Origin of the sequence: Streptomyces sp. NPDC001507 (assembly GCF_042894765.1) — a bacterium.
Taxonomy (GTDB): domain Bacteria; phylum Actinomycetota; class Actinomycetes; order Streptomycetales; family Streptomycetaceae; genus Streptomyces.
In genome coordinates, this window is sequence record NZ_JBIAVV010000012.1 from 1 (window position 1) to 18,204 (window position 18,204).

Consider the following 18,204-nt stretch of genomic DNA (forward strand, 5'->3'; position numbering starts at 1 on the left):
GCAGGTCCTCTTCTACCCCGTCACCGACGCCACCTTCGACACCGCCTCCTACCACCAGTTCGCCACCGGCTACTTCCTGCGCCGCGACGGCATGCAGTGGTTCTGGGACCAGTACACGACCGACCAGACCGAACGCGCCCAGATCACCGCCTCCCCGCTGCGCGCCACCACCGAACAGCTCACCGGCCTGCCTCCGGCCCTCGTCATCACCGGCGAGGCCGACGTCCTGCGCGACGAGGGCGAGGCCTACGCCAACAAGCTCCGCGCAGCCGGCGTCCCCGTCACCGCCGTCCGCTTCCAGGGCATCATCCACGACTTCGTCATGCTCAACGCCCTGCGCGAGACCCACGCCGCCGAAGCCGCCATCAACCTCGCCGTACGCACCCTGCACACGGCCCTCCACACCGCCTGACGTCACCCCGCTCTACACACCGCCTGACGTCACTCCGCCCGGCGTCCGGCGGCACGTCGAGCGCGGCTCAGAAGGTCCGCAGCCGGTACGAGCCGCCCAGCTCACGCACCTCCACGGAGCACACCACGGGAGAGGTCGTGCCCACCCCCAGGTGCTTCTCCAGCAGCCGGAGCACGTCCTCGGACAGCCGGGCCTTGACCGTGTCCGGCCGCCCGGGGAGCAGCCCCACCTCCACGTGCACGAAGGCCGCCGCGTCGCCGTGCCGGTCCGCCAGCCGTGCCCCGGCCGCCTGCCGGAACAGCATCTTGCAGGTGCCCGCCGAACCGCTCCCCTCCAGAACCGCCGGCTGCAGTTCGGCCGCGAGGATCCGCAGGTCGAAGGAGTCGGCGATCCGCGGGCAGTAGTCGACGGTGATGTGCGGCATGGCGACCCTGATCCTCTTGACCGGCGGGTTTCCTCGACCGTGCTCCGCTGTGACGGTCACCCCCGGCACGTCTCGTGTGCTCGTGTGCGGCGGAGTTAGTTGTATCAGCCGTCGATCTGCCGAGGATCTGCCGGGGATCCGGCGGAGGGGGTCCGACCGGTCAGGACACCCGGCGGGCCGTGGATCACGCGCTCGCCCCTTCGGCCGAGCGGCCGATCGGCCGCTCGCGCGGCGCGCCTCGGCCCTGCGGGCGGGCGGCGGTGCAGGATCGGTGGGGCGTACGGCCCGGGACGGGGCCGCCCGTCCCCCACCCCCGCCCACCACCTGCGAAGGCCCGGCGATGAGACTCTTCGACGCCCCGCTGTTCCCGCTGTCCCGGTCCGACGGCGGACCGGGCGTCCGCCGGGTGGCGGTGTGACCGCCGCGCCGGACGGCGGCCGCTACGGCGAGGCCGTCTTCCGCCCCGAACAGAGCGGCGAGGACCGGCGCATCGACCTCGGCGCCCTCACCTACGACGACTTCACCATGGCACGGCTGCGGGCGCTCGGCGTCGGGCCGGGATGGCGTTGCCTCGACGTGGGGGCCGGCACGGGCACCGTCTCCGGCCGGCTGCTGGACGAGGCCGGGGTACGGAGCGTGCTCGCCGTGGACCGCGACGTACGGTTCCTCGCCGGGCGGCCCGGGCTCGACGTGCTGGAGGCCGACATCACCGCCGGCCTCACCGCCCCGGACCTCGTGTCCGGCCGGTTCCGGCTCGTCCACGCGCGCTTCGTGCTGATGCACCTGCCCGAGCACGAGCGCGTGATCTCGGCGCTGGCCGAACTCGTCGCGCCCGGCGGTGTGCTGGTGCTCGGCGACGCGGTCGACCTGACGAGCGACCGGACGCCCGACACGCCGTACACCACGGTGATGCGGGCCATGTGGCAGGGGTTGCGGGCCACCATCGGCACGGACGTGTCCTGGGTGCCGTCGTATCCGCAGCTGCTGCGCGGTGCGGGGCTCGGGTCCGTGGCCGCCGAGATCCATGTGCCGCCACTGCTGCCGGGCAGCCCCGTCAGCCGCTTCTGGGCGGACACCTGGGAACGGAGCCGGGCGGCGATGCTCGGCACCGGCCTCGTCGACGACGCGGCCGTGGACGCGGCGATCCGGTACCTGGCCTCCGAGGAATGTGCCGCACTGTCGGCCGGCATGCTCACCGTCTGGGGCTGGAAGCCCGGCGAGGGCGCCTCACCCTGACCGGTGGCGCCCGGGTCAGGAGGCCGTGGCGGCGGCCCGGCGCCGGGTCTCCGCGAGGTGGAGGTCGACGTAGTTGGTGAGCGCCAGGGCGTCCCGGGGGTGGTCGGCCTGGAAGGTGAGGCGGCGGAGCAGGCTGACGCCGTCGAGCGTGACGCCTTCACGCGCGAGGACGAAGACCAGGGCGAGGAAGGCGGAGCGGGCGTTCCCGTCGTCGAAGGGGTGGAAGAAGCAGACGTCGAGGCAGGCGCGGGCCGCACGCGCCGCCAGCCGGAGCGGCACGCCGACGTCCTCGGCACCTCCGGCGCTCCCAGCCCGCTCAGCACTCCCGGCACGCTCAGCACTCCCGGCACGCTCGGCGCTCCCGGCATTCCCGGCGCTCTCGGCCAGGCAGGCGTCGAGGCGGGCCCGGGTGTCCGGGGCGATGCCGTAGCGTTCCCGGCCGTGTTTGGCGAAGGCGGGCAGGGTGCGGAACGCGGGCGGTCGTGCGGTGCCCAGGACGTGCTGCTGCCAGCTCTGGAGAAGTGCGAAGTCGAGGCGCGCGCCGTGCGCCGCGTCGGCCCGGAGCCGTTCGAGCGCGGTGAGCAGTCCCTCGGCGCGGGCGGGGTCCAGGGCATGGTCGAAGACGCGGATGTCCTCGGCCGCGCCGTCGCGCACCGGTGTCACCGGTCCCTCCCCACCACGGTCGTAGGCCTCCTGCCAGGGCACGGTCTCGCGTACGGCGAGCCACCGTGCGAGGTGGTCGACGCCCGGCCCGGCGGGCGGCCGCGGTCCGAGGGACTGCGGCAGCGACCGCGCGAGCCGCTCGGCTATGTCGTCGACCAGCACGGTGTCGGGGCTGGTCCAGCTGCGGAACCGGCCGCCGACCGCCTCGTCGACGAGGTCGCGGGCGTGGTCCGGCGCGAATCCCCAGCGGTCGAGGAACAAGTGGAGCACCTGCTCGCAGTGCCCGTACCAGCCGCTGCCGCAGCCGGTGCGGTCGACCACCTGGAGGATCAGGTTGCGGGCGGCGCGTTCCCACAGGATCCGCTGGTCCTCGATGCGTGCCGGATCCAGCGGGTACGCGTCGAACCGCCCGGCGAGACTCTCCAGCCATTCGCGCCACTCGCACAGTGCGGCGACGACCCGGTCGAGTGTCTCCTCGGGGGTGGTGATCGAGTCCCGCGGGCAGCACCAGCTCCCGACGGGCCCGCCGTCGAGGTCCCCTTCGTCGTGCGCCCAGCGCCAGCCCACGGCCCAGCGGCCGTAACGCTCCATCAGGGCGTACGACATGGATCTCGCCCAGAGATCGCCCTCGCCGTGGCTCCAGGCGCTCATCGCCGGATCGACGATCGATACGTCAGGAGGAATCGGGACACACCGGGCCGGACCGAGCGAGCGCACCTCCCGCGCCGCCGCCGCGTGGTCGAACGGATGACGGGCGGGGTCCACCTCGTCCCAGGACAGATCGAACGGCCAGAGCACGGATCTCACCGGGCAAGCTTCCACGGCCGTCCGGCGACCGGGCAACTGAATTGCCCTCCGGCGGGCCGGACCGGTGTTCATGACCACCCGGAACGAGACGCTGCGATGCGCGCCCGGCCGTACGGACGGGGCACTCGCGGCGAACTCCGGTCGCTGTCACGCCTGTACCGCAGCGGGCGCCGCGCCAGGCGCGCTGATCGTGGACCTGGGCGGCGTGCGCGGTGCCTTCCTCGGCGGCGGGCCGCTGACCGCCGGGGTGGGCGTGGTGCCCGCCGGTGCTCAGAGCTTCCGGGGCTCGCGGCGTACGAGGCCGGTCTGGTAGGCGATGACGACGAGTTGGGCGCGGTCGCGGGCGCCGAGTTCGGTCAGGGCGCGCTGGATGTGGCTGCGGACGGTGAGGACGCTGAGGACGAGTTACGCGGCGATCTCGTGGTCGGACCTGCTGCGGGCGGCGAGCGCGGTGACCTCGCGTTCCCGTGGGGTGAGGTCGTTCAGGCGCTCCGGGTGTGCGAGGAGCTTGCCGGGGGCGGCCGGGCGCTCGCCGCGGACCGTCTTGACGAGGGTCTCGGTCCGGTCGTCGGTGGGGCCGGTGGCGGGGGTGGCGGTGAACACCGCCGTGTCGTCTGCCTTGCCGAAGCGCGGCTGGGTGGCCGAGACGATCCCCTTCGTGCCGGCGATCTTCCCGCCGACCGTGCGCACGGCGGCCTCGGCGTCGGTGGCTGCCGTGGCGTCCACGACGATGGTCAGCGGGCCGTTGAAGCCGGGCTGAAGCCCTCGGCGAGGTCGTCGTAGGCCCCGCCCGGTAACGCGTCTCCAGGGCGGAGCCCCCGGGCGCCGTCCGAACCGTGCTGTGCGCGGACGCGGACGGCATCTGCGCAGAAGCGACACACAGGCTGCACACTGCCTGGCCAAAGGCTCGCTACCGTTCTGGCCATTCGATCCCACGTGCGATCGAATTCAGGCCACGGCCCAGGATGCCGCCGGCGCAGTCGAGTCAGGAAGACGCGGATGGACTACTGCTCCTCGTGCCGTCGGCACCTCAACGGCGCCTTGGCGTGCCCCGGTTGCGGCGCCTACGCCCCGGACGTCGCCGCGCGCGCCGTCCCGGCACCGGTGCCGGCACCGGCCCACGCGGCGGCCTGGCAGGCGGCCCCGGCCGCCACCACGTGGTCCGACCACACCGCTTGGTCCGACGACACCGCGCTGTCCGGTACGGACGCGTACGCCGAAGAGGCCGCGGAGGACCTGTATGACGGTCCCGAGGGTCCGTACGACGGCCCCGACGCGGCACCGCCCGCACCGCAGGGCCGGGCGGCCCGGCGCCGTCAGCGGGTCCGCTGGAAGAAGAACCAGCGGCGTGCCGTGGTGGCCACCGCGGTCGCCCTGGTCGGCGGCGGGCTGAGCGTCGCCTCCATGGACCGGCAGGGCGGCGACCGGGCCCAGGCGGCCACGGCCCCCGACAACCGGCCCATGGGTCTCGCCGACGAGGCGGCCACGGACACCGGCCAGGCGGCGTCGGCGCCGACCGGCCGGCACCGGGCCCCGGACGTCACGCCCTCCGCCCACACGACGACCGCCAACGCCCCGCGGGAGCAGAGCACCGGCGTGCCCCGCGCCACGGCGACGCCCGGTCAGGGCACCGGCAGCACGGCGGCCTCGGCCGCCGCCCAGCCGTACTCCGCCGCGGCGGTCTCCGGGACCACCACCGGCACGGCGGCGGAGCCGACGGCCACGCCCACCGCCACCGCGACGACGTCCGCCGACACCGGCACGGGCACTGGCACAAGCACAGGCACCAGCACAGGCACCTCGGCGTCGTCGGCAGGCCCCGCGCCGACCGCTTCCCCGACCTCGCCGTCGCACCTCTGCCTGCTGGTGATCTGCCTCGGCTGACCGCCGGGGCGCTGCCGCCCGCGAAGGGACCGCGCCCCGGCCGGTTCAGCCGCGACTCACCAGGCGAGCCGGCCGTTGACGTCGAAGTAGCCGCCGGTCGGTCCGTCCGGGCCGATCTGCGCCATCCTGACGATGATCTCGGCGCCCTGCTCCACGGTCTGGGTGCCCGTGTTGCCGTTCAGGTCCGTCTTGGTGAAGCCCGGCTCGACGGAGTTGATCCGCAGGGCCGGGAGGGCCTTGGCGAACTGCACGGTGAGCATGTTGACCGCGGTCTTGGACGTCGGGTAGGCGATGCCCGGGTAGAAGTGCGCGGGGTGGTCGGGGTCGGAGAGGGCCGTCAGGGAGGCGAGACCGCTGCTGACGTTGACCACGACCGGTGCCGCCGAGCGCTCCAGCAGCGGCAGGAAGGCGTGCAGGACGCGGACGACACCGAAGACGTTCGTCTCGAAGGTGTTGCGCATCTGGTCGGCGGTCACGGTCCGGGCCGTGGGGACGCTGTTGTCCGCGTTCCGGCTCTCGATCCCGGCGTTGTTGACCAGGACGTCGAGGCCGCCGTCGGCCTCGATCCGCTGGGCCGCGGCCTCGACCGAGGCGTCGTCGGTGACGTCGAGCTGGACGAACCGGGCGCCCAGTTCCTCGGCGGCCCGGCGTCCGCGCTCGGCGTCCCGGGCCCCGATGTACACGGTGTGACCTGCGGCGATGAGCTGGCGGGCGGTTTCGTGCCCGATGCCCTTGTTGGCTCCGGTGATCAGTGTTGTCGTCATGCCTCAAGACTGCTCCCGGGCCGCGGGAGCAGCCAGAAGACCCTTCTTCCTGGGACTGCGGGTACCAGGCACGTCCGGGGCCGGCCGTGTTGACTGGGGGAATGACGGCTACGGAACTCGGACAGGCGCTGCGGCGCTGGCGTGATCGCGTCGCGCCTGACGCGGCCGGGCTGCCGGCCGGGGGTCAGCGGCGCGCGGCGGGGTTGCGGCGCGAGGAGCTGGCGCTGCTGGCCGGGATCTCGGTGGACTACGTCACGCGCCTCGAACAGGGCCGGGCGAGCAACCCGTCCGTGCAGGTGGTCGAGGCGCTGGCACGGGCGCTGCGGCTGTCCGCGGACGAGCGGACGTACCTGTTCGGGCTGGCGGGGCTGGTGCCGCCGGGTCCCGACGTGGTGCCCGCCTACCTCACGCCCAGTGTCCAGCGGCTCCTCGACCGGCTGGCGGGCACGCCCGTCGCGGTGTCCGACGCTGCCCTGACCCTGCTGGTGACCAACCCGATGTACGCGGCGCTGATGGGCGATCCGTCCGGGCTGCGCGGCTTCGAGCGCAACGGCGTGTGGCGCAACTTCCTCGGCCGGCCGACCCGGGTGCGGCACACCCCAGAGGAGCGGCGGGCCTTCGAGGCCGGCATGGTCGCCGAGCTTCGCTCGACGGCCGCCCGCTATCCGGCCGACCGCCAGCTGCGGCGGATGATCGCCGAGTTGCGGGCGGAGAGCGGGCGGTTCGCCGAGCTGTGGGACGCGGGGGTGGTGGCCCGCCTCGAGGCGTCGCGGAAGACCGTCGTGCATCCGCAGGTGGGCGTCCTCACGCTGGACTGCGACCATCTCCGGGTCGAGGAGCACGACCTGCGCATCCTCGTGTACTCGGCCGAGCCGGGCACCGAGGCCGCCGAGAAGCTGGAGCTGATCTCGGTGCTCGGTACCCAGAGCCTGGCCGGAAAGCACTGACGGGCGCCGCAGGGCCTCTGCGCGTCATGTCACGGTGCGCGTCATGTCACGGTGCGCGAGGGCGGCGGTCGGGGCGACGGCTGCCGCGGCGGTGGCGAGGGCGGTGGTGCGTCGGCGTCGGTCGGCGGCCATGGGGGCGGTCCCTTCCGGCGGCGGGAGCTCGGCGCTCCGGTCCGGCGGCGGGGGCTCGGCGCTCCGGCGGCCTGTAGCGACCACGATTCCGTCGGCCGCCCCCGGTAACGAGGGAGCGGTCCCCCGGACCCGGGGTGCAGTCCGCTCCACCGTGTCCGGCCCGGGCGGGCCTGACCCATCCGGGTGGTTGCCGTTCGACGGCGTTTCCCCGCCCGGTGTGCGGGGAGGATGGTCGGGGTCCGCGACGTTCCGGGCCGTGGCAACGAGACGAGGGACACAGGCATGGCTCAGGGCAGCGTTAAGTGGTTCAACGCGGAGAAGGGGTTCGGGTTCATCGCGCAGGACGGCGGCGGTCCTGACGTGTTCGTGCACTACTCGGAGGTCCAGGGCAGCGGTTTCCGGAGCCTGGACGAGGGGCAGCGCGTCGAGTTCGAGATCGGTCAGGGGACCAAGGGTCCGCAGGCGCAGCAGGTCCGGGCGGTCTAGGGGCTGTCCGGGGCGCGAGGCGCGAGGCCGTCACCTCTCGGCGGCGGCCTTGCGGATCAGCGGCTCGAACTCCCGTCGCACGTAGACGTCGAACGGCTCCGACAGCGCGCCGTCGATCACGTGCCGCACCCGGTGCTCCGCCGCGAACTCCTTGATCGCGGCGCGGGACTCGGGCCCCACTCCCCCGCCGATGACCAGCACTCCGAACTCCTCGGTCGCCAGGAGTTTCAGCGCCTCCTCGTCGGTGCTCACCCCTTCCGCGTCGAAGCCGTCCGCGTGCAGCGTGGCCAGGACCGCCGTCACCCTGGCGGGCGTCCGTCCGAGCACCAGTGTCCTCATGGTTGTTTCCTCTCCAGCCGGGTCGGCATCGACACGGCCAAAGCTAGAAACTCAACCGGACTTGAGGTCAACCCCGGCTTCCGGCCCGCGCGGCACCATCAGCAGAAACTTGCGTGACTCAAGCAAAACCCTTAGTTTCCTTTCATGTGGAAATCGGTGCGGCGCGCCGCGTGGGCCACGGTCCACCTCTTCCTGGCCGCCGCGATGGCGTTCGGAACGTGGATCTTCATCACCGTCCTGCTGATCACCGCGGTCGGCACGGTGGTGGTCGTCGGTGTCTGGCTGCTGCCCGAGACCGTGCTGCTGATCCGGCGGATCGCGGGGGCCAAGCGCAGCCTGACCGCCGCCCGGACCGGGGTGCGGATCCCCGAGACGTACCGGCCCCTGACCGGGACGGTCCGCGAACGGGTGGTCACGGCGGTACGGGACCCCGGCACCAGGACCGACGCGCGCTGGATGGCCGCCCACTGGTTCTACGGCACGCTGCTCGCGCTCGCCGTGCCGCTGTGGCCGGTGGGCCTGGCCGTCGACGGCCTGTGGTGCGGGCTGCTGCGCCGCGAGGCGGTCGTCCTGCCGCTGATCGTGCGGCTCGCGGACCTGGAGGCCGACTGGTCGACCGCGCTGCTCAAACCGTCCCCGCAGGCACAGCTCACGGCCCGGGTCCGGGAACTGGCCGCGACCCGCGCCGACGCCGTCGCCGCGCACGAGGCCGAACTGCGCCGGATCGAGCGCGACCTGCACGACGGCGCGCAGGCGCAGCTGGTGGCCCTGTCCGTGCGCATCGGGCTCGCGCGGCGTGCCTACGGCGGGGACCGCGACACCGGCCTCCGGCTCCTCGACGAGGCCCAGGAACAGGCCGAGAAGGCGCTGGCGGAACTGCGGCACGTCGTCCGCGGCATCCATCCGCCGGTCCTGAGCGACCGCGGCCTCACCGGCGCGGTACGGGCGCTGGCGGCGAGCTGGGGGTCCCACCGCTAGGGACCGGTCCTGCTGCTGGGCTCGGCCGGGCACGAGGTCGTGGCCGTCGCCGGGAGCGGGCCCGAGATCATGCCCGCGCTCCTGGAGCACCGCCCGACGTCGCCGTGCTCGACGTGCGAATGCCCCCGGGCTTCCGCGACGAGGGGCTGCGGGCGGCGCTGGAGGCCCGGGAGCGGATCCCCGGGCTGCCGGTGCTGGTGCTCTCGCAGTACGTGGAGGAGTCGTACGCCGGTGAGCTGCTGGGCGGCGGCACCAGCGGGATCGGCTATCTGCTCAAGGACCGGGTCGGCCGGGTCGAGGAGTTCCTCGACGCGCTGGAACGGGTGGCCGCCGGCGGTACCGCGCTGGACCCCGAGGTGGTCGCCGAACTCCTCAGCCGCCGCCGGGACTCGCCGCTGGACTCGCTCACGCCCCGCGAGCGTGAGGTGCTGGGGCTGATGGCCGAGGGCCACGACAACGCGACCATCGCCGGCACCCTCGTCGTCACCGAACGCGCGGTCCACAAGCACATCGGCAACGTCTTCCTCAAGCTCGGCCTGCCGCCGGGCGACAGCGGCCACCGCCGGGTGCTGGCCGTCCTCGCCTACCTGGCCCACGCGCCACGGGTGTGAGCTGGGCCGGGCGGCGGGAGGGCCGCCCGGCCCATGAACGCGGCGCCCATGATCCCCTTCACTCCGTCCATGGCGACGTACATGGCGACGGCGGCGGCTGCGTTCAACAGGAACAGGAACCAGAGTGTGCCCCGCCGCGCCAGGAAGTGCGGGCGCTCTCGCTCATGTACCGGCGCCGGTTATCGCACAGACTGGGTTCGCGGTCGATGACACAGGCCCGGCAGCGACCGCGCATGCCGTGGGTCCACACGATGCGGTCCCCTCGGTGAGAGGCCGGCCGAGCGAGTCGGTGCGCGGCCCGTCCCCGAAGGCGACGATCCGGCCGACCATCTCGCGCCCCAGGATGAGAGGGAGAGCGTCGCGGACGTCATCGGCGGCGCCGTCCGCGACGTGTACGTCGGTGCCGCACAGGGTCGCCGAGGTCATACGGACCAGCAGCGCGTCCCGCTCGATGACCGTGGGGATCTCCACGTCGAGCAGCTCCAGCGGCCGGCCGGGGGCGGTCAGCGCGGCGGCGCGGCTGGTCGCCGGGAGCACGCAGGTCACGCGGCCTCTCCCGCGGGTGCCCCGGTCTGCCGGGCGCGGGCGATCATGCGGGCGGCGTCGACGAGGCCGGCGGCGCCGGCGAAGTGGTGCATGTCCTTCTTCATGAGCAGGTGCACGTGCTCGGCGAGCTCCGGGGTGACGTCCCTGCCGAGGGAGCGCAGCGCGGCGCTGCCGCCACTGCTGGCGTTGATCACGTCGATCAGCGCGGGGAGGTCCAGGCCGACCTGCGCTGCCAGACCGAGGACGTCCTCGGCGTTCTTCATGTTGGTGATGGTCACCGCGTTGTTGAACAGCTTGGCGAACTGGCCTGCGCCGACCGGTCCCATCAGCGTGACGGTGTCGCTGAACGTGTCGAACACGGGGCGGGCCGTCTCGAACGCGTTCTCGGATCCACCGGCGAAGGTGGTGAGGGTATGGGCATGGGCGCCGGGGCTGCCGCCACTGACGGGTGCGTCGAGGTAAACACCCCCGGCCCGTGCCACGTGCTCGCCGAGCCGGACTGCCTCAGCGGGGTCGCCGGTGCCGTGGTTGACGATGATCGTCCCGGAGGCGACGGCGGCCAGCAGTCCCTGGCCGTCCAGCACGTCCCAGATGTCCGCGTCGTCGCGCAGGCACAGCCCGATCAGCTCGGCGGACGCCCCCAGCTCCGCCACGGTGCGGTGCACGGTGTGCGGGATCCTCTCCACCGCCGAGAGGGATGCCGGGCGCCGGGCCCACACGTGCAGCGCGAAGCCGCGCTCGGCGATAGCTTCCGCCATGGGCCCGCCCTGGTCACCGAGACCGATGAAACCGACCCTGCTTATCGTCGTCGTCATTGCCATGTTCTTTCGTTGATCCTGATGGTTCGGTTGGGAAACGGGAGACCGGTGTCATCCAGCGCTCAGCGAACGATGTCGCTGGCCAGTTCCCACAGGCGCTCGGCGTTCCCCGGGTCCAGGGCGTAGGGGGCCACACCGGGGACGCCAAGTTCGGTGGGCCGGGCAGGGACGAGCGGTGCCTCGTTGACGTCCTCGAAGTAGCGGCCGCCGACCCCTTCGACCAGCGGGGATGCGGCGAGGAACACGGTGGTGGCGGCGCCCTGCCCGACCGTCTTGCGGTAGGGCTCGGGGGTCCGCAGGCCTCCGGTGTGGCGCTGGAGGTTGGTGGCGATGGCACCAGGGTGCAGGGCGTTGGCCGTGATTCCGTCGCTGGACCAGCGCCGCTGGGCCTCGACGGCGAGCAGGACCTCGGCGGTCTTGGACTGGCCGTAGGCGGCGAGCGCGTCGTAGGGGCGGAAGCGGAAGTCGATGTCGTCGAAGACCACGGGCGAGTAGAGGTGGCCGGTGGAGGAGACCGAGACCACGCGTGCCCCGTCGGCGGCGGCAAGGGCGCGGTGCAGCCCGAGGGTCAGGGCGAAGTGTCCCAGGTAGTTGGTGGCGAACTGCTGCTCGTGCCCGGCGATGCCCCGCTCGAGCTCTGGCGGCATCATGATGCCGGCGTTGTTGATCAGGATGTGCAGCGGGCCCTGCCAGGCGGCGGTGAACGCTCGTACCGAGTCCAGGTCGGCCACGTCCAGGCGGGCGACGTGGATCGCGTCGTTCCCGGTGGTCTTGCGCAGGTCGGCCGCGACCTGCTCGCCTGCCTCCGGGCGGCGGACGGCGAGCGTGACCTCGGCGCCGTTGGCGGCCAGGGCGCGGGCGGTCTCGACGCCGATGCCCGAGTTGGCACCCGTGACGACCGCCCGCGTGCCGGACAGGTCGACGCCTTCGACCACCTCCGAGGCGGTGCTGGTGCGGTTGAACGGGGTGGTGAAGATCTTGGACATTTACCGCATTCCTTTGGTCGCTCGTACTGCGCTGCCAGACTGCGCCGAGCGCTGTGGAACGCACCAGGACGGGCTGAGACTGGGACTGGCAGGGCCACCCACAAGCCCGTAACACGTCCGTACGCTGGCAACATGACAGCTGCCGGAGATGCGAACGCGCTGGGCCGGTACCTGCGCGCCCGCAGGGAACTGGTCCAGCCCGACGATGCCCGGGGCACGGGCAACCGGCGTGTCCCAGGCCTGCGCCGGGAGGAGGTCGCCTTCCTCGCCGGGATCAGTTCCGACTACTACAACCGTCTGGAGCAGGGCCGCGACAGGAACCCCTCCGAGCAGGTTCTGCGCAGCATCGCCCGAGCCCTGCAACTGGACGAGGAGGCGACGGCCTACCTGCTGGAGATCGCCACCCGCAGGAGCCCGCGCCGCAGACGGCCCCGCAGGCCGGAGAAGGTCGGCGGCGGCATCCGCACGCTCATCGACTCCTGGCCGCTGACCCCGGCGTACGTCCACGGCAAGTACATGGACGTCCTGGCCTCCAACAGTCTCGCCGTCGCCCTCTCACCGTTCAACGCACCCGGCCGCAACGGCATCCTGGCCGCGTTCCTGGAACCTGAGATGCGGGAGCTCCATCGGGACTGGGAGGACATGACCGCCCGCGTCGTCCCCTACCTGCGCTCGGTCGTCGGCGCGGACATCGAAGACCCGCGCCTGGTCGAGATCGTTGGCGAACTCTCCCTGCGCAGCGAACGGTTCCGCACCCTCTGGGCCCGGCAGGACGTCAAGCACAAGACCACCGGCACCACCCTGTTCCGTCACCCCCAGGTCGGCCCCCTGGAACTGCACTACGAAAAGCTGCTGCTCCCGGGTACCGACGGGCAGACCCTGATCACCTACCACGCACAGCCCGGCAGCGCCTCCGAAGAACGCCTGCACCTGCTCGCCAGCATGAGCGCACCTGACCAGGCCGGCGGTACACGGCCGGCAACCGATCGCACCCGAACCCCCGGACATCCCACGTCTTGATGGGTCTCCTCGGTGAACGGAGCGATCGCGGCAGCGGGCCTCCTGGTATGGACTTCTGTTCGCGGATCCGACGATGTCTCCACACGCGAACTCGGGCGGGAACCCGGGCAACCAAGACAACTCAGGCATCGCGCAGGCACGGTAGGGCCGCAGCCGCTCGGGGGCAGCGGCCCTTCCGGCGTGCGCCCGCCCGGCCACGGATCGCCCCCTCCGTGCGGGGTCTGGTCCGCCGCTGCATCGCCGCGGGTCTGCCCGCCGCCTGGGTGACTGCCGATGAAGCCTACGGACAGGACTGGTCCTTCCGTCGCCTGCTCGAACAACTCGACATCGGCTATGTCGTGGCGGTGCCGAAGTCCCAGCAGATCAAGTCCCTGGCGGGCTTCTGGCGCATCGACCAACTCATCGAGGAAGCACCCGCCGACGCCTGGCAGACCTCTCCAGCGGCGACGGAGCCAAGGGTCCGCGATTCTACGACCGGGCCGCGGCCAAACTGCCCGCCAACATCATCTTCGACGCGGACCCACCCACCCATCACCGCTGGGTGATGGCTCGCCGCAGCCTGTCCGATCCCAGCGAACTCGCCTACTACCTCGCGTACGCACCCGTCGGCGTCGAGATCGCCGAACTGGCTCGCGTTGCCGGCTCACGCTGGGCCATCGAGGAGTGCTTCCAGGCCGCCAAGAACCAGTGTGGCCTGGACGAATACGAGATCCGACGCTACGTGGGCTGGTATCGCCACATCACCCTAATCCGTGATTAGAGCGATCTGGGGGTCATCAAGAGCTCTGTGGATTGTTCGAATCGGGCACCCAGGCCTGATGGCGCCGGACGGATGCCTTGTTGCCTACCGGCTCTGAGGCCTTGGTAGAGAGCGGTGGCGTTCGGCGTGCTGAGGTGCCCACTGCGGTCGGTGCTGGTGCCCGTGGGCGCCGGGCGGACGGCTTACATCACCACGCCCTCCGAGGGCCCTGGCCAGACAGTTCGCCGTCCGGCGCCTTCACGCGTCAACACTCGCCGCCTGATCACTCGTTGGTGTTGGTGGTGCGAGCCCGTCGCACGGTGACCTCTCGATATTCCCGAGTCGCCTGAGCTCCCTCACAGACCGGGGCCCGTGGGACGGGCTGGTGCTACGAACGGCTACCGAGGTGTCGGCCCGGTTTGCATCCGAGGCCTGGGATTAGGGCGCCGCGTGGTCCTGCATGAGCTCACTACCAGCACAAACAGCATCATGAGGAGGAACCTGTCGTGATCTATTGCGGCATCGACTGGGCGGAACAGACAGGAAGCTCCGATCCCGGTGGCGATCGAGCCCTCACGCGGACTCCTCGTGGCCGTGCTGCGCACCGGCGGACGCCAGGTATTCGCGATCAACCCGATGCCCGCCCCGCCCGCTACCGCGATCGGCATTCTGTCTCGCGCAAGAAGTCCGACCCGGGTGACGCTCTGGTACTGGCGAACATCCTGCGCACCGACATGCACGCGCACCAGCCGCTGCCGCAGGATAGCGACCTGGGCCGCGCGATCGCCGTTCTGGCGCGGGCCCAGCAGGACGCAACCTGGAACCGGCAGATGATCGCCAACCAGCTCCGCTCGCTGCTGCGCGAGTTCTACCCTGCCGCCCGGGCAGCCGTCGAAACCTGGAAGAACGGCCTATGCCGTCCTGAAGCGTTCGAGCTCCTCCGCCTGGCTCCGACGCCGGCCCAAGCCGCGAAGCTAAGCCGAGCCCAGCTGCTGGCCGCGCTCAAACGGGCCGACCGTAAGCGCGCTATCCCAGCCGATGTCGACCGCCTCCGCGAGGTGTTCCGCGCCGAGTGGGCCCACCGGCCGCCGCTGATCGAGGACGCTCTCGGCAAGCAGATGCTTGCACTCCTCACCCGGTTGGAAGCCGCCTCGAAGGCCGCAGACGACCTGGCCGGGGCGGTGGAGGAGGCTTTCCCCCAGCACCCGGACGCTGAAGTACTCCTTAGCTTCCCCGGCCTCGGCTTCCAGCTCAGCGCCCGGTTGCTCGCCGAGATCGGAGACGATCGAACCCGCTTCGCCGACGCCCGCGGACTCAAGGTCTACGCAGGTTCCTCGCCCATCACCAGGGCCTCAGGAAAGAGATCGTCCGTCACCCGCCGCAGGGTGAAGAACGATCGCCTCAACCACGTCGGATACCTCTGGGCCTTCTCTGCTATCACCGCCTCCCGGCGCCAAAGCCCATTACCGCAGGCGCCGCGATGAACACGGCGACTGGCACGCAGCCGCCCAGAGGAACCTCTTCAACCGCATGCTCGGACAGCTCTACCACTGTCTGCAGAACAGCAAGCCGTTCGAAGAGGGAACCGCATTTCCCATCCCACTCGCCGTCGCCGCTTGACGCGATAGCACCCCGAGGTGTCTGGCCATGCTCGCCCACACCTTCCTCGCTGTCCTCGCAGCCCGGGCCCTGGACACCGCAAAGGGGGCAGCAGAAACGACACCGCCAGCCTCATCCCCCTCACCATGGCAGGGATTCGGCGCCTACTGGACACTCTCCTGCCCCACCCCAGACCCCACCAGGACAGACAACTGCACGCACTGAACTGGTCCTACCGGCGCAGACACCACCAAGCCATCGCCCGCCGCTGCCACTACCGAAGAAGAACCAGCTCAGGACACGATTTCTGACTGGACTATCGCCTGGCCTCGTGCCGCCACATGAGCCGGATCGTTTCTCACCTCTACGTCGCCAGGCTGACGGGTCTCGTATCCGCCTCAAGATCACTCGCAGTGCCGACCCCGAGCTGCGACCGGCCGACGACCTCAGAAGTCATTAGCGGGCCATCCGCTCCACTCCGCGTGACCTTCGCTGCTGCAAGGTCGATACTGCCCACAGCAGGATTTTGACCGCGCCGCCACCGATCACCAACGGATGCCTGACAACCCCTCAGGAAAGTCAGCATCGAGTCAGCATCAGGACCGCCAAGACCCGCTTCCAGCCGCCATGAACCGCCAAGATCGAAAATCGGCTTTACCTGTCCTGACCAGCAAGGACTCACGTCAGAGGCCCATCTGCTAGCATTGCCAGGAGGAACCCGTGAAGATGCTGATCAACGTCCCGGAGACCGTGGTGGCGGACGCGCTGCGGGGCATGGCGGCGGCCCATCCCGACCTCACCGTGGACGTGGAGAACCGGGTGATCGTACGGCGGGACGCACCCGTCGCGGGGCAGGTCGCGCTGGTCTCGGGCGGCGGTTCCGGGCACGAGCCGCTGCACGGTGGATTCGTTGGCCACGGGATGCTGTCGGCGGCCTGTCCGGGCGAGGTGTTCACGTCCCCCGTCCCCGACCAGATGGCCCGGGCCGCCGCGGCCGTGGACAGCGGCGCCGGTGTGCTGTTCATCGTGAAGAACTACACCGGTGACGTGCTCAACTTCGACATGGCCGCCGAACTCGCCGAGGACGAGGGCATCCAGGTGGCGAAGGTGCTCGTCAACGACGACGTGGCCGTCACCGACAGTCTCTACACCGCGGGCCGGCGCGGCACCGGCGCCACCCTGTTCGTCGAGAAGATCGCCGGTGCGGCCGCGGCCGAGGGGCAGCCGCTGGAGCGGGTGGAGGCCGTCGGGCGCAAGGTGAACGAGAACTCCCGCAGCTTCGGTGTCGCGCTGAGCGCCGTCACCACCCCGGCCAAGGGCACTCCGACCTTCGATCTGCCGCCGGGCGAGCTGGAGTTGGGCATCGGTATCCACGGCGAGCCGGGCCGGGAGCGGCGCGCCATGATGACGTCCGGCGAGATCGCCGACTTCGCGGTCAACGCCGTCCTGGAGGACATGCCCCCGCGCGACCCGGTCCTCGTCCTGGTCAACGGCATGGGCGCGACCCCGCTCCTGGAGCTGTACGGGTTCAACGCCGAGGTGCAGCGGGTGCTCGCCGAGCGCGGGGTGAGCGTGGCCCGCACACTGGTCGGCAACTACGTCACCTCCCTGGACATGGCCGGTGCCTCGGTCACGCTCTGCCAGGTCGACGAGGAACTGCTGCGGCTGTGGGACGCGCCGGTGCGGACACCGGCCCTGCGCTGGGGCATGTGAGGAAGGGACGACACCGACCGGCACCGACCCGCGTCCGTACCGCTACGCAAGGAGATCCAGTGCTCGACGCCGACTTCTTCCGCCGCTGGATGGCGGCGACCGCCGCCTCCGTCGACCGCGAGGCGGAGCGGCTCACCGCTCTCGACTCGCCCATCGGGGACGCCGACCACGGCAGCAACCTCCAGCGCGGGTTCAAGGCGGTGACCGCCGCGCTGGAGAAGGACGCGCCCACCACCCCGGGCGCCGTCCTGACGCTCGCCGGACGGCAGCTGATCTCCACGGTGGGCGGCGCGTCCGGGCCGCTGTACGGCACGCTGCTGCGCAGCACCGGGAAGGCGCTCGGCGACGCGGCCGAGGTCAGTGAGGCCCAGCTGGCCGAGGCGCTGCGGGCGGGAGTGGACAAGGTCATGGCGCTCGGCGGGGCCGCGCCCGGGGACAAGACGATGATCGACGCCCTGGTGCCGGCGGTCGACGCGCTCGGCGACGGCTTCGGTGCGGCGCGGGCCGCCGCCGAGCAGGGCGCCGAGGCGACGATCCCGCTGCAGGCCCGCAAGGGCCGGGCGAGCTATCTCGGTGAGCGCAGCATCGGCCACCAGGACCCGGGGGCCACCTCGTCGGCGCTGCTCGTCGCGGGACTCGCGGAGGCGGCCGGTGAGTGACGGCGAGCTGGTCGGGATCGTACTGGTGTCGCACAGCGCGGAGGTCGCGGCGTCCGTCGCGGAGCTGGCCAAGGGGCTGGCGGGCGGTGCCGCGGCGGTGCAGGTCGCCCCGGCGGGCGGTACCGAGGGCGGCGGGCTCGGCACCAGCGCCGAGCTGATCGCCGCCGCTGCCGCGTCCGTGGACCGGGGGGCGGGGGTCGCCGTCCTCACCGACCTGGGCAGCGCGGTGCTCACCGTGAAGGCGCTGCTCGCCGAGGGCGACGAACTCCCGGACGGCACCCGCCTGGTGGACGCCCCGTTCGTCGAGGGCGCGGTGGCCGCGGTCGTCACGGCGAGCACCGGGGCCGGTCTCGACGCCGTGGAGGCGGCGGCAGCCGAGGCGTACACCTACCGGAAGGTCTGAGCGCACGCAGGTCGCAGTGGGATCCCGCGGGTCTCGGA

Annotated in this window: 19 protein-coding genes and 4 pseudogenes; 15 read left to right on the forward strand and 8 right to left on the reverse strand. The window is 71.8% G+C overall.

Going from position 1 to position 18,204, the window contains the following annotated elements; all coding sequences use genetic code 11:
* Positions 1–412, forward strand: a 412-nt coding sequence (locus ACFY0K_RS34205) for an alpha/beta hydrolase fold domain-containing protein (RefSeq protein ID WP_390643072.1), incomplete at its 5' end; no start/stop codon positions are given.
* 67 nt (positions 413–479) lie between these two features.
* Here ACFY0K_RS34205 and ACFY0K_RS34210 read toward each other — a convergent pair.
* The gene (locus ACFY0K_RS34210; RefSeq protein ID WP_390643073.1) at positions 480–836 is read right to left on the reverse strand and encodes a 5-carboxymethyl-2-hydroxymuconate Delta-isomerase; all 357 of its coding nucleotides are present in this window, start codon (positions 834–836) and stop codon (positions 480–482) included.
* 414 nt (positions 837–1,250) lie between these two features.
* On the opposite strand from ACFY0K_RS34210, the gene ACFY0K_RS34215 reads away from it, so the two are divergent.
* Positions 1,251–2,072, forward strand: coding sequence for a class I SAM-dependent methyltransferase (locus tag ACFY0K_RS34215; RefSeq protein ID WP_390643074.1), 822 nt, complete (start codon positions 1,251–1,253; stop codon positions 2,070–2,072).
* A gap of 15 nt (positions 2,073–2,087) precedes the next feature.
* Here the strand turns inward: ACFY0K_RS34215 and ACFY0K_RS34220 are convergent, their stop codons facing one another.
* Complete coding sequence (locus tag ACFY0K_RS34220) at positions 2,088–3,542, reverse strand: cell filamentation protein Fic (protein WP_390643075.1); 1,455 nt, start codon at positions 3,540–3,542, stop codon at positions 2,088–2,090.
* A gap of 70 nt (positions 3,543–3,612) precedes the next feature.
* Here ACFY0K_RS34220 and ACFY0K_RS34225 point away from each other — a divergent pair, with 70 nt between their 5' ends.
* Positions 3,613–3,855 (forward strand): hypothetical protein, encoded by a 243-nt coding sequence (locus ACFY0K_RS34225; protein WP_351956446.1) that lies wholly within the window; start codon positions 3,613–3,615, stop codon positions 3,853–3,855.
* Here the strand turns inward: ACFY0K_RS34225 and ACFY0K_RS34230 are convergent.
* Positions 3,813–4,061: pseudogene (locus ACFY0K_RS34230) on the reverse strand (response regulator transcription factor); the annotation flags it as partial. The gene ACFY0K_RS34225 and the pseudogene ACFY0K_RS34230 sit on opposite strands and share 43 nt — an antisense overlap.
* A gap of 480 nt (positions 4,062–4,541) precedes the next feature.
* Here ACFY0K_RS34230 and ACFY0K_RS34235 point away from each other — a divergent pair.
* Entirely contained in the window at positions 4,542–5,426 is an 885-nt protein-coding gene (locus ACFY0K_RS34235; RefSeq protein WP_390643076.1) for a hypothetical protein, read from the forward strand.
* Between the two features lie 56 nt (positions 5,427–5,482).
* Here the strand turns inward: ACFY0K_RS34235 and ACFY0K_RS34240 are convergent, their stop codons facing one another.
* The gene (locus ACFY0K_RS34240) at positions 5,483–6,190 is read right to left on the reverse strand and encodes an SDR family oxidoreductase (RefSeq protein WP_390643077.1); all 708 of its coding nucleotides are present in this window, start codon (positions 6,188–6,190) and stop codon (positions 5,483–5,485) included.
* A gap of 101 nt (positions 6,191–6,291) precedes the next feature.
* Between ACFY0K_RS34240 and ACFY0K_RS34245 the strand changes: the two genes are divergently transcribed.
* Both ACFY0K_RS34245 and ACFY0K_RS34250 read left to right on the forward strand, forming a co-directional pair.
* Positions 6,292–7,137 carry a helix-turn-helix domain-containing protein gene (locus tag ACFY0K_RS34245; RefSeq protein ID WP_390643078.1) on the forward strand — a complete coding sequence of 282 codons (846 nt, stop codon included), beginning with the start codon at positions 6,292–6,294 and terminating at the stop codon, positions 7,135–7,137.
* Between the two features lie 414 nt (positions 7,138–7,551).
* Positions 7,552–7,755, forward strand: coding sequence for a cold-shock protein (locus tag ACFY0K_RS34250; RefSeq protein WP_351956380.1), 204 nt, complete (start codon positions 7,552–7,554; stop codon positions 7,753–7,755).
* Positions 7,756–7,785: 30 nt separating this feature from the next.
* Here the strand turns inward: ACFY0K_RS34250 and ACFY0K_RS34255 are convergent, their stop codons facing one another.
* Positions 7,786–8,094 carry a hypothetical protein gene (locus tag ACFY0K_RS34255; RefSeq protein ID WP_390643079.1) on the reverse strand — a complete coding sequence of 103 codons (309 nt, stop codon included), beginning with the start codon at positions 8,092–8,094 and terminating at the stop codon, positions 7,786–7,788.
* Positions 8,095–8,238: 144 nt separating this feature from the next.
* Here ACFY0K_RS34255 and ACFY0K_RS34260 point away from each other — a divergent pair.
* A pseudogene (locus ACFY0K_RS34260) lies at positions 8,239–9,060 on the forward strand (sensor histidine kinase); the annotation flags it as partial.
* 21 nt (positions 9,061–9,081) lie between these two features.
* Positions 9,082–9,683: pseudogene (locus tag ACFY0K_RS34265) on the forward strand (LuxR C-terminal-related transcriptional regulator).
* Positions 9,684–9,845: 162 nt separating this feature from the next.
* Here ACFY0K_RS34265 and ACFY0K_RS34270 read toward each other — a convergent pair.
* From ACFY0K_RS34270 to ACFY0K_RS34280, 3 genes are all read right to left on the reverse strand, one after another.
* Positions 9,846–10,229: an alcohol dehydrogenase catalytic domain-containing protein gene (locus ACFY0K_RS34270; protein WP_390643080.1), complete on the reverse strand. Its 384-nt coding sequence runs from the start codon at positions 10,227–10,229 to the stop codon at positions 9,846–9,848.
* Positions 10,226–11,044, reverse strand: a complete 819-nt coding sequence (locus ACFY0K_RS34275; RefSeq protein ID WP_390643081.1) for an NAD(P)-dependent oxidoreductase — start codon at positions 11,042–11,044, stop codon at positions 10,226–10,228. The genes ACFY0K_RS34270 and ACFY0K_RS34275 overlap by 4 nt, the downstream gene beginning before the upstream one ends.
* Positions 11,045–11,109: 65 nt before the next feature.
* Positions 11,110–12,033, reverse strand: a complete 924-nt coding sequence (locus tag ACFY0K_RS34280; RefSeq protein ID WP_390643082.1) for an SDR family NAD(P)-dependent oxidoreductase — start codon at positions 12,031–12,033, stop codon at positions 11,110–11,112.
* Between the two features lie 132 nt (positions 12,034–12,165).
* On the opposite strand from ACFY0K_RS34280, the gene ACFY0K_RS34285 reads away from it, so the two are divergent.
* The 7 genes and pseudogenes from ACFY0K_RS34285 to ACFY0K_RS34315 all read left to right on the forward strand — a co-directional run bounded on the left by ACFY0K_RS34285 (position 12,166) and on the right by ACFY0K_RS34315 (position 18,166).
* The gene (locus ACFY0K_RS34285) at positions 12,166–13,053 is read left to right on the forward strand and encodes a helix-turn-helix transcriptional regulator (protein ID WP_390643083.1); all 888 of its coding nucleotides are present in this window, start codon (positions 12,166–12,168) and stop codon (positions 13,051–13,053) included.
* 212 nt (positions 13,054–13,265) lie between these two features.
* Positions 13,266–13,598: a transposase gene (locus tag ACFY0K_RS34290; protein ID WP_390643084.1), complete on the forward strand. Its 333-nt coding sequence runs from the start codon at positions 13,266–13,268 to the stop codon at positions 13,596–13,598.
* Positions 13,598–13,813, forward strand: coding sequence for a hypothetical protein (locus ACFY0K_RS34295; protein WP_390643085.1), 216 nt, complete (start codon positions 13,598–13,600; stop codon positions 13,811–13,813). Before ACFY0K_RS34290 ends, ACFY0K_RS34295 begins: the two co-directional genes overlap by 1 nt.
* 528 nt (positions 13,814–14,341) lie before the next feature.
* Positions 14,342–15,412, forward strand: a pseudogene (locus tag ACFY0K_RS34300) (transposase); the annotation flags it as partial.
* A 699-nt stretch (positions 15,413–16,111) separates the two neighbouring features.
* Positions 16,112–17,104, forward strand: coding sequence for a dihydroxyacetone kinase subunit DhaK (dhaK, locus tag ACFY0K_RS34305; RefSeq protein WP_390643086.1), 993 nt, complete (start codon positions 16,112–16,114; stop codon positions 17,102–17,104).
* Positions 17,105–17,163: 59 nt separating this feature from the next.
* A complete protein-coding gene (gene dhaL / locus ACFY0K_RS34310; RefSeq protein WP_351956368.1) occupies positions 17,164–17,763 on the forward strand; it encodes a dihydroxyacetone kinase subunit DhaL in 600 nt (199 codons plus the stop codon).
* The gene (locus ACFY0K_RS34315; RefSeq protein WP_390643087.1) at positions 17,756–18,166 is read left to right on the forward strand and encodes a PTS-dependent dihydroxyacetone kinase phosphotransferase subunit DhaM; all 411 of its coding nucleotides are present in this window, start codon (positions 17,756–17,758) and stop codon (positions 18,164–18,166) included. Before dhaL ends, ACFY0K_RS34315 begins: the two co-directional genes overlap by 8 nt.
* The last annotated feature ends 38 nt before the right edge of the window (positions 18,167–18,204 follow it).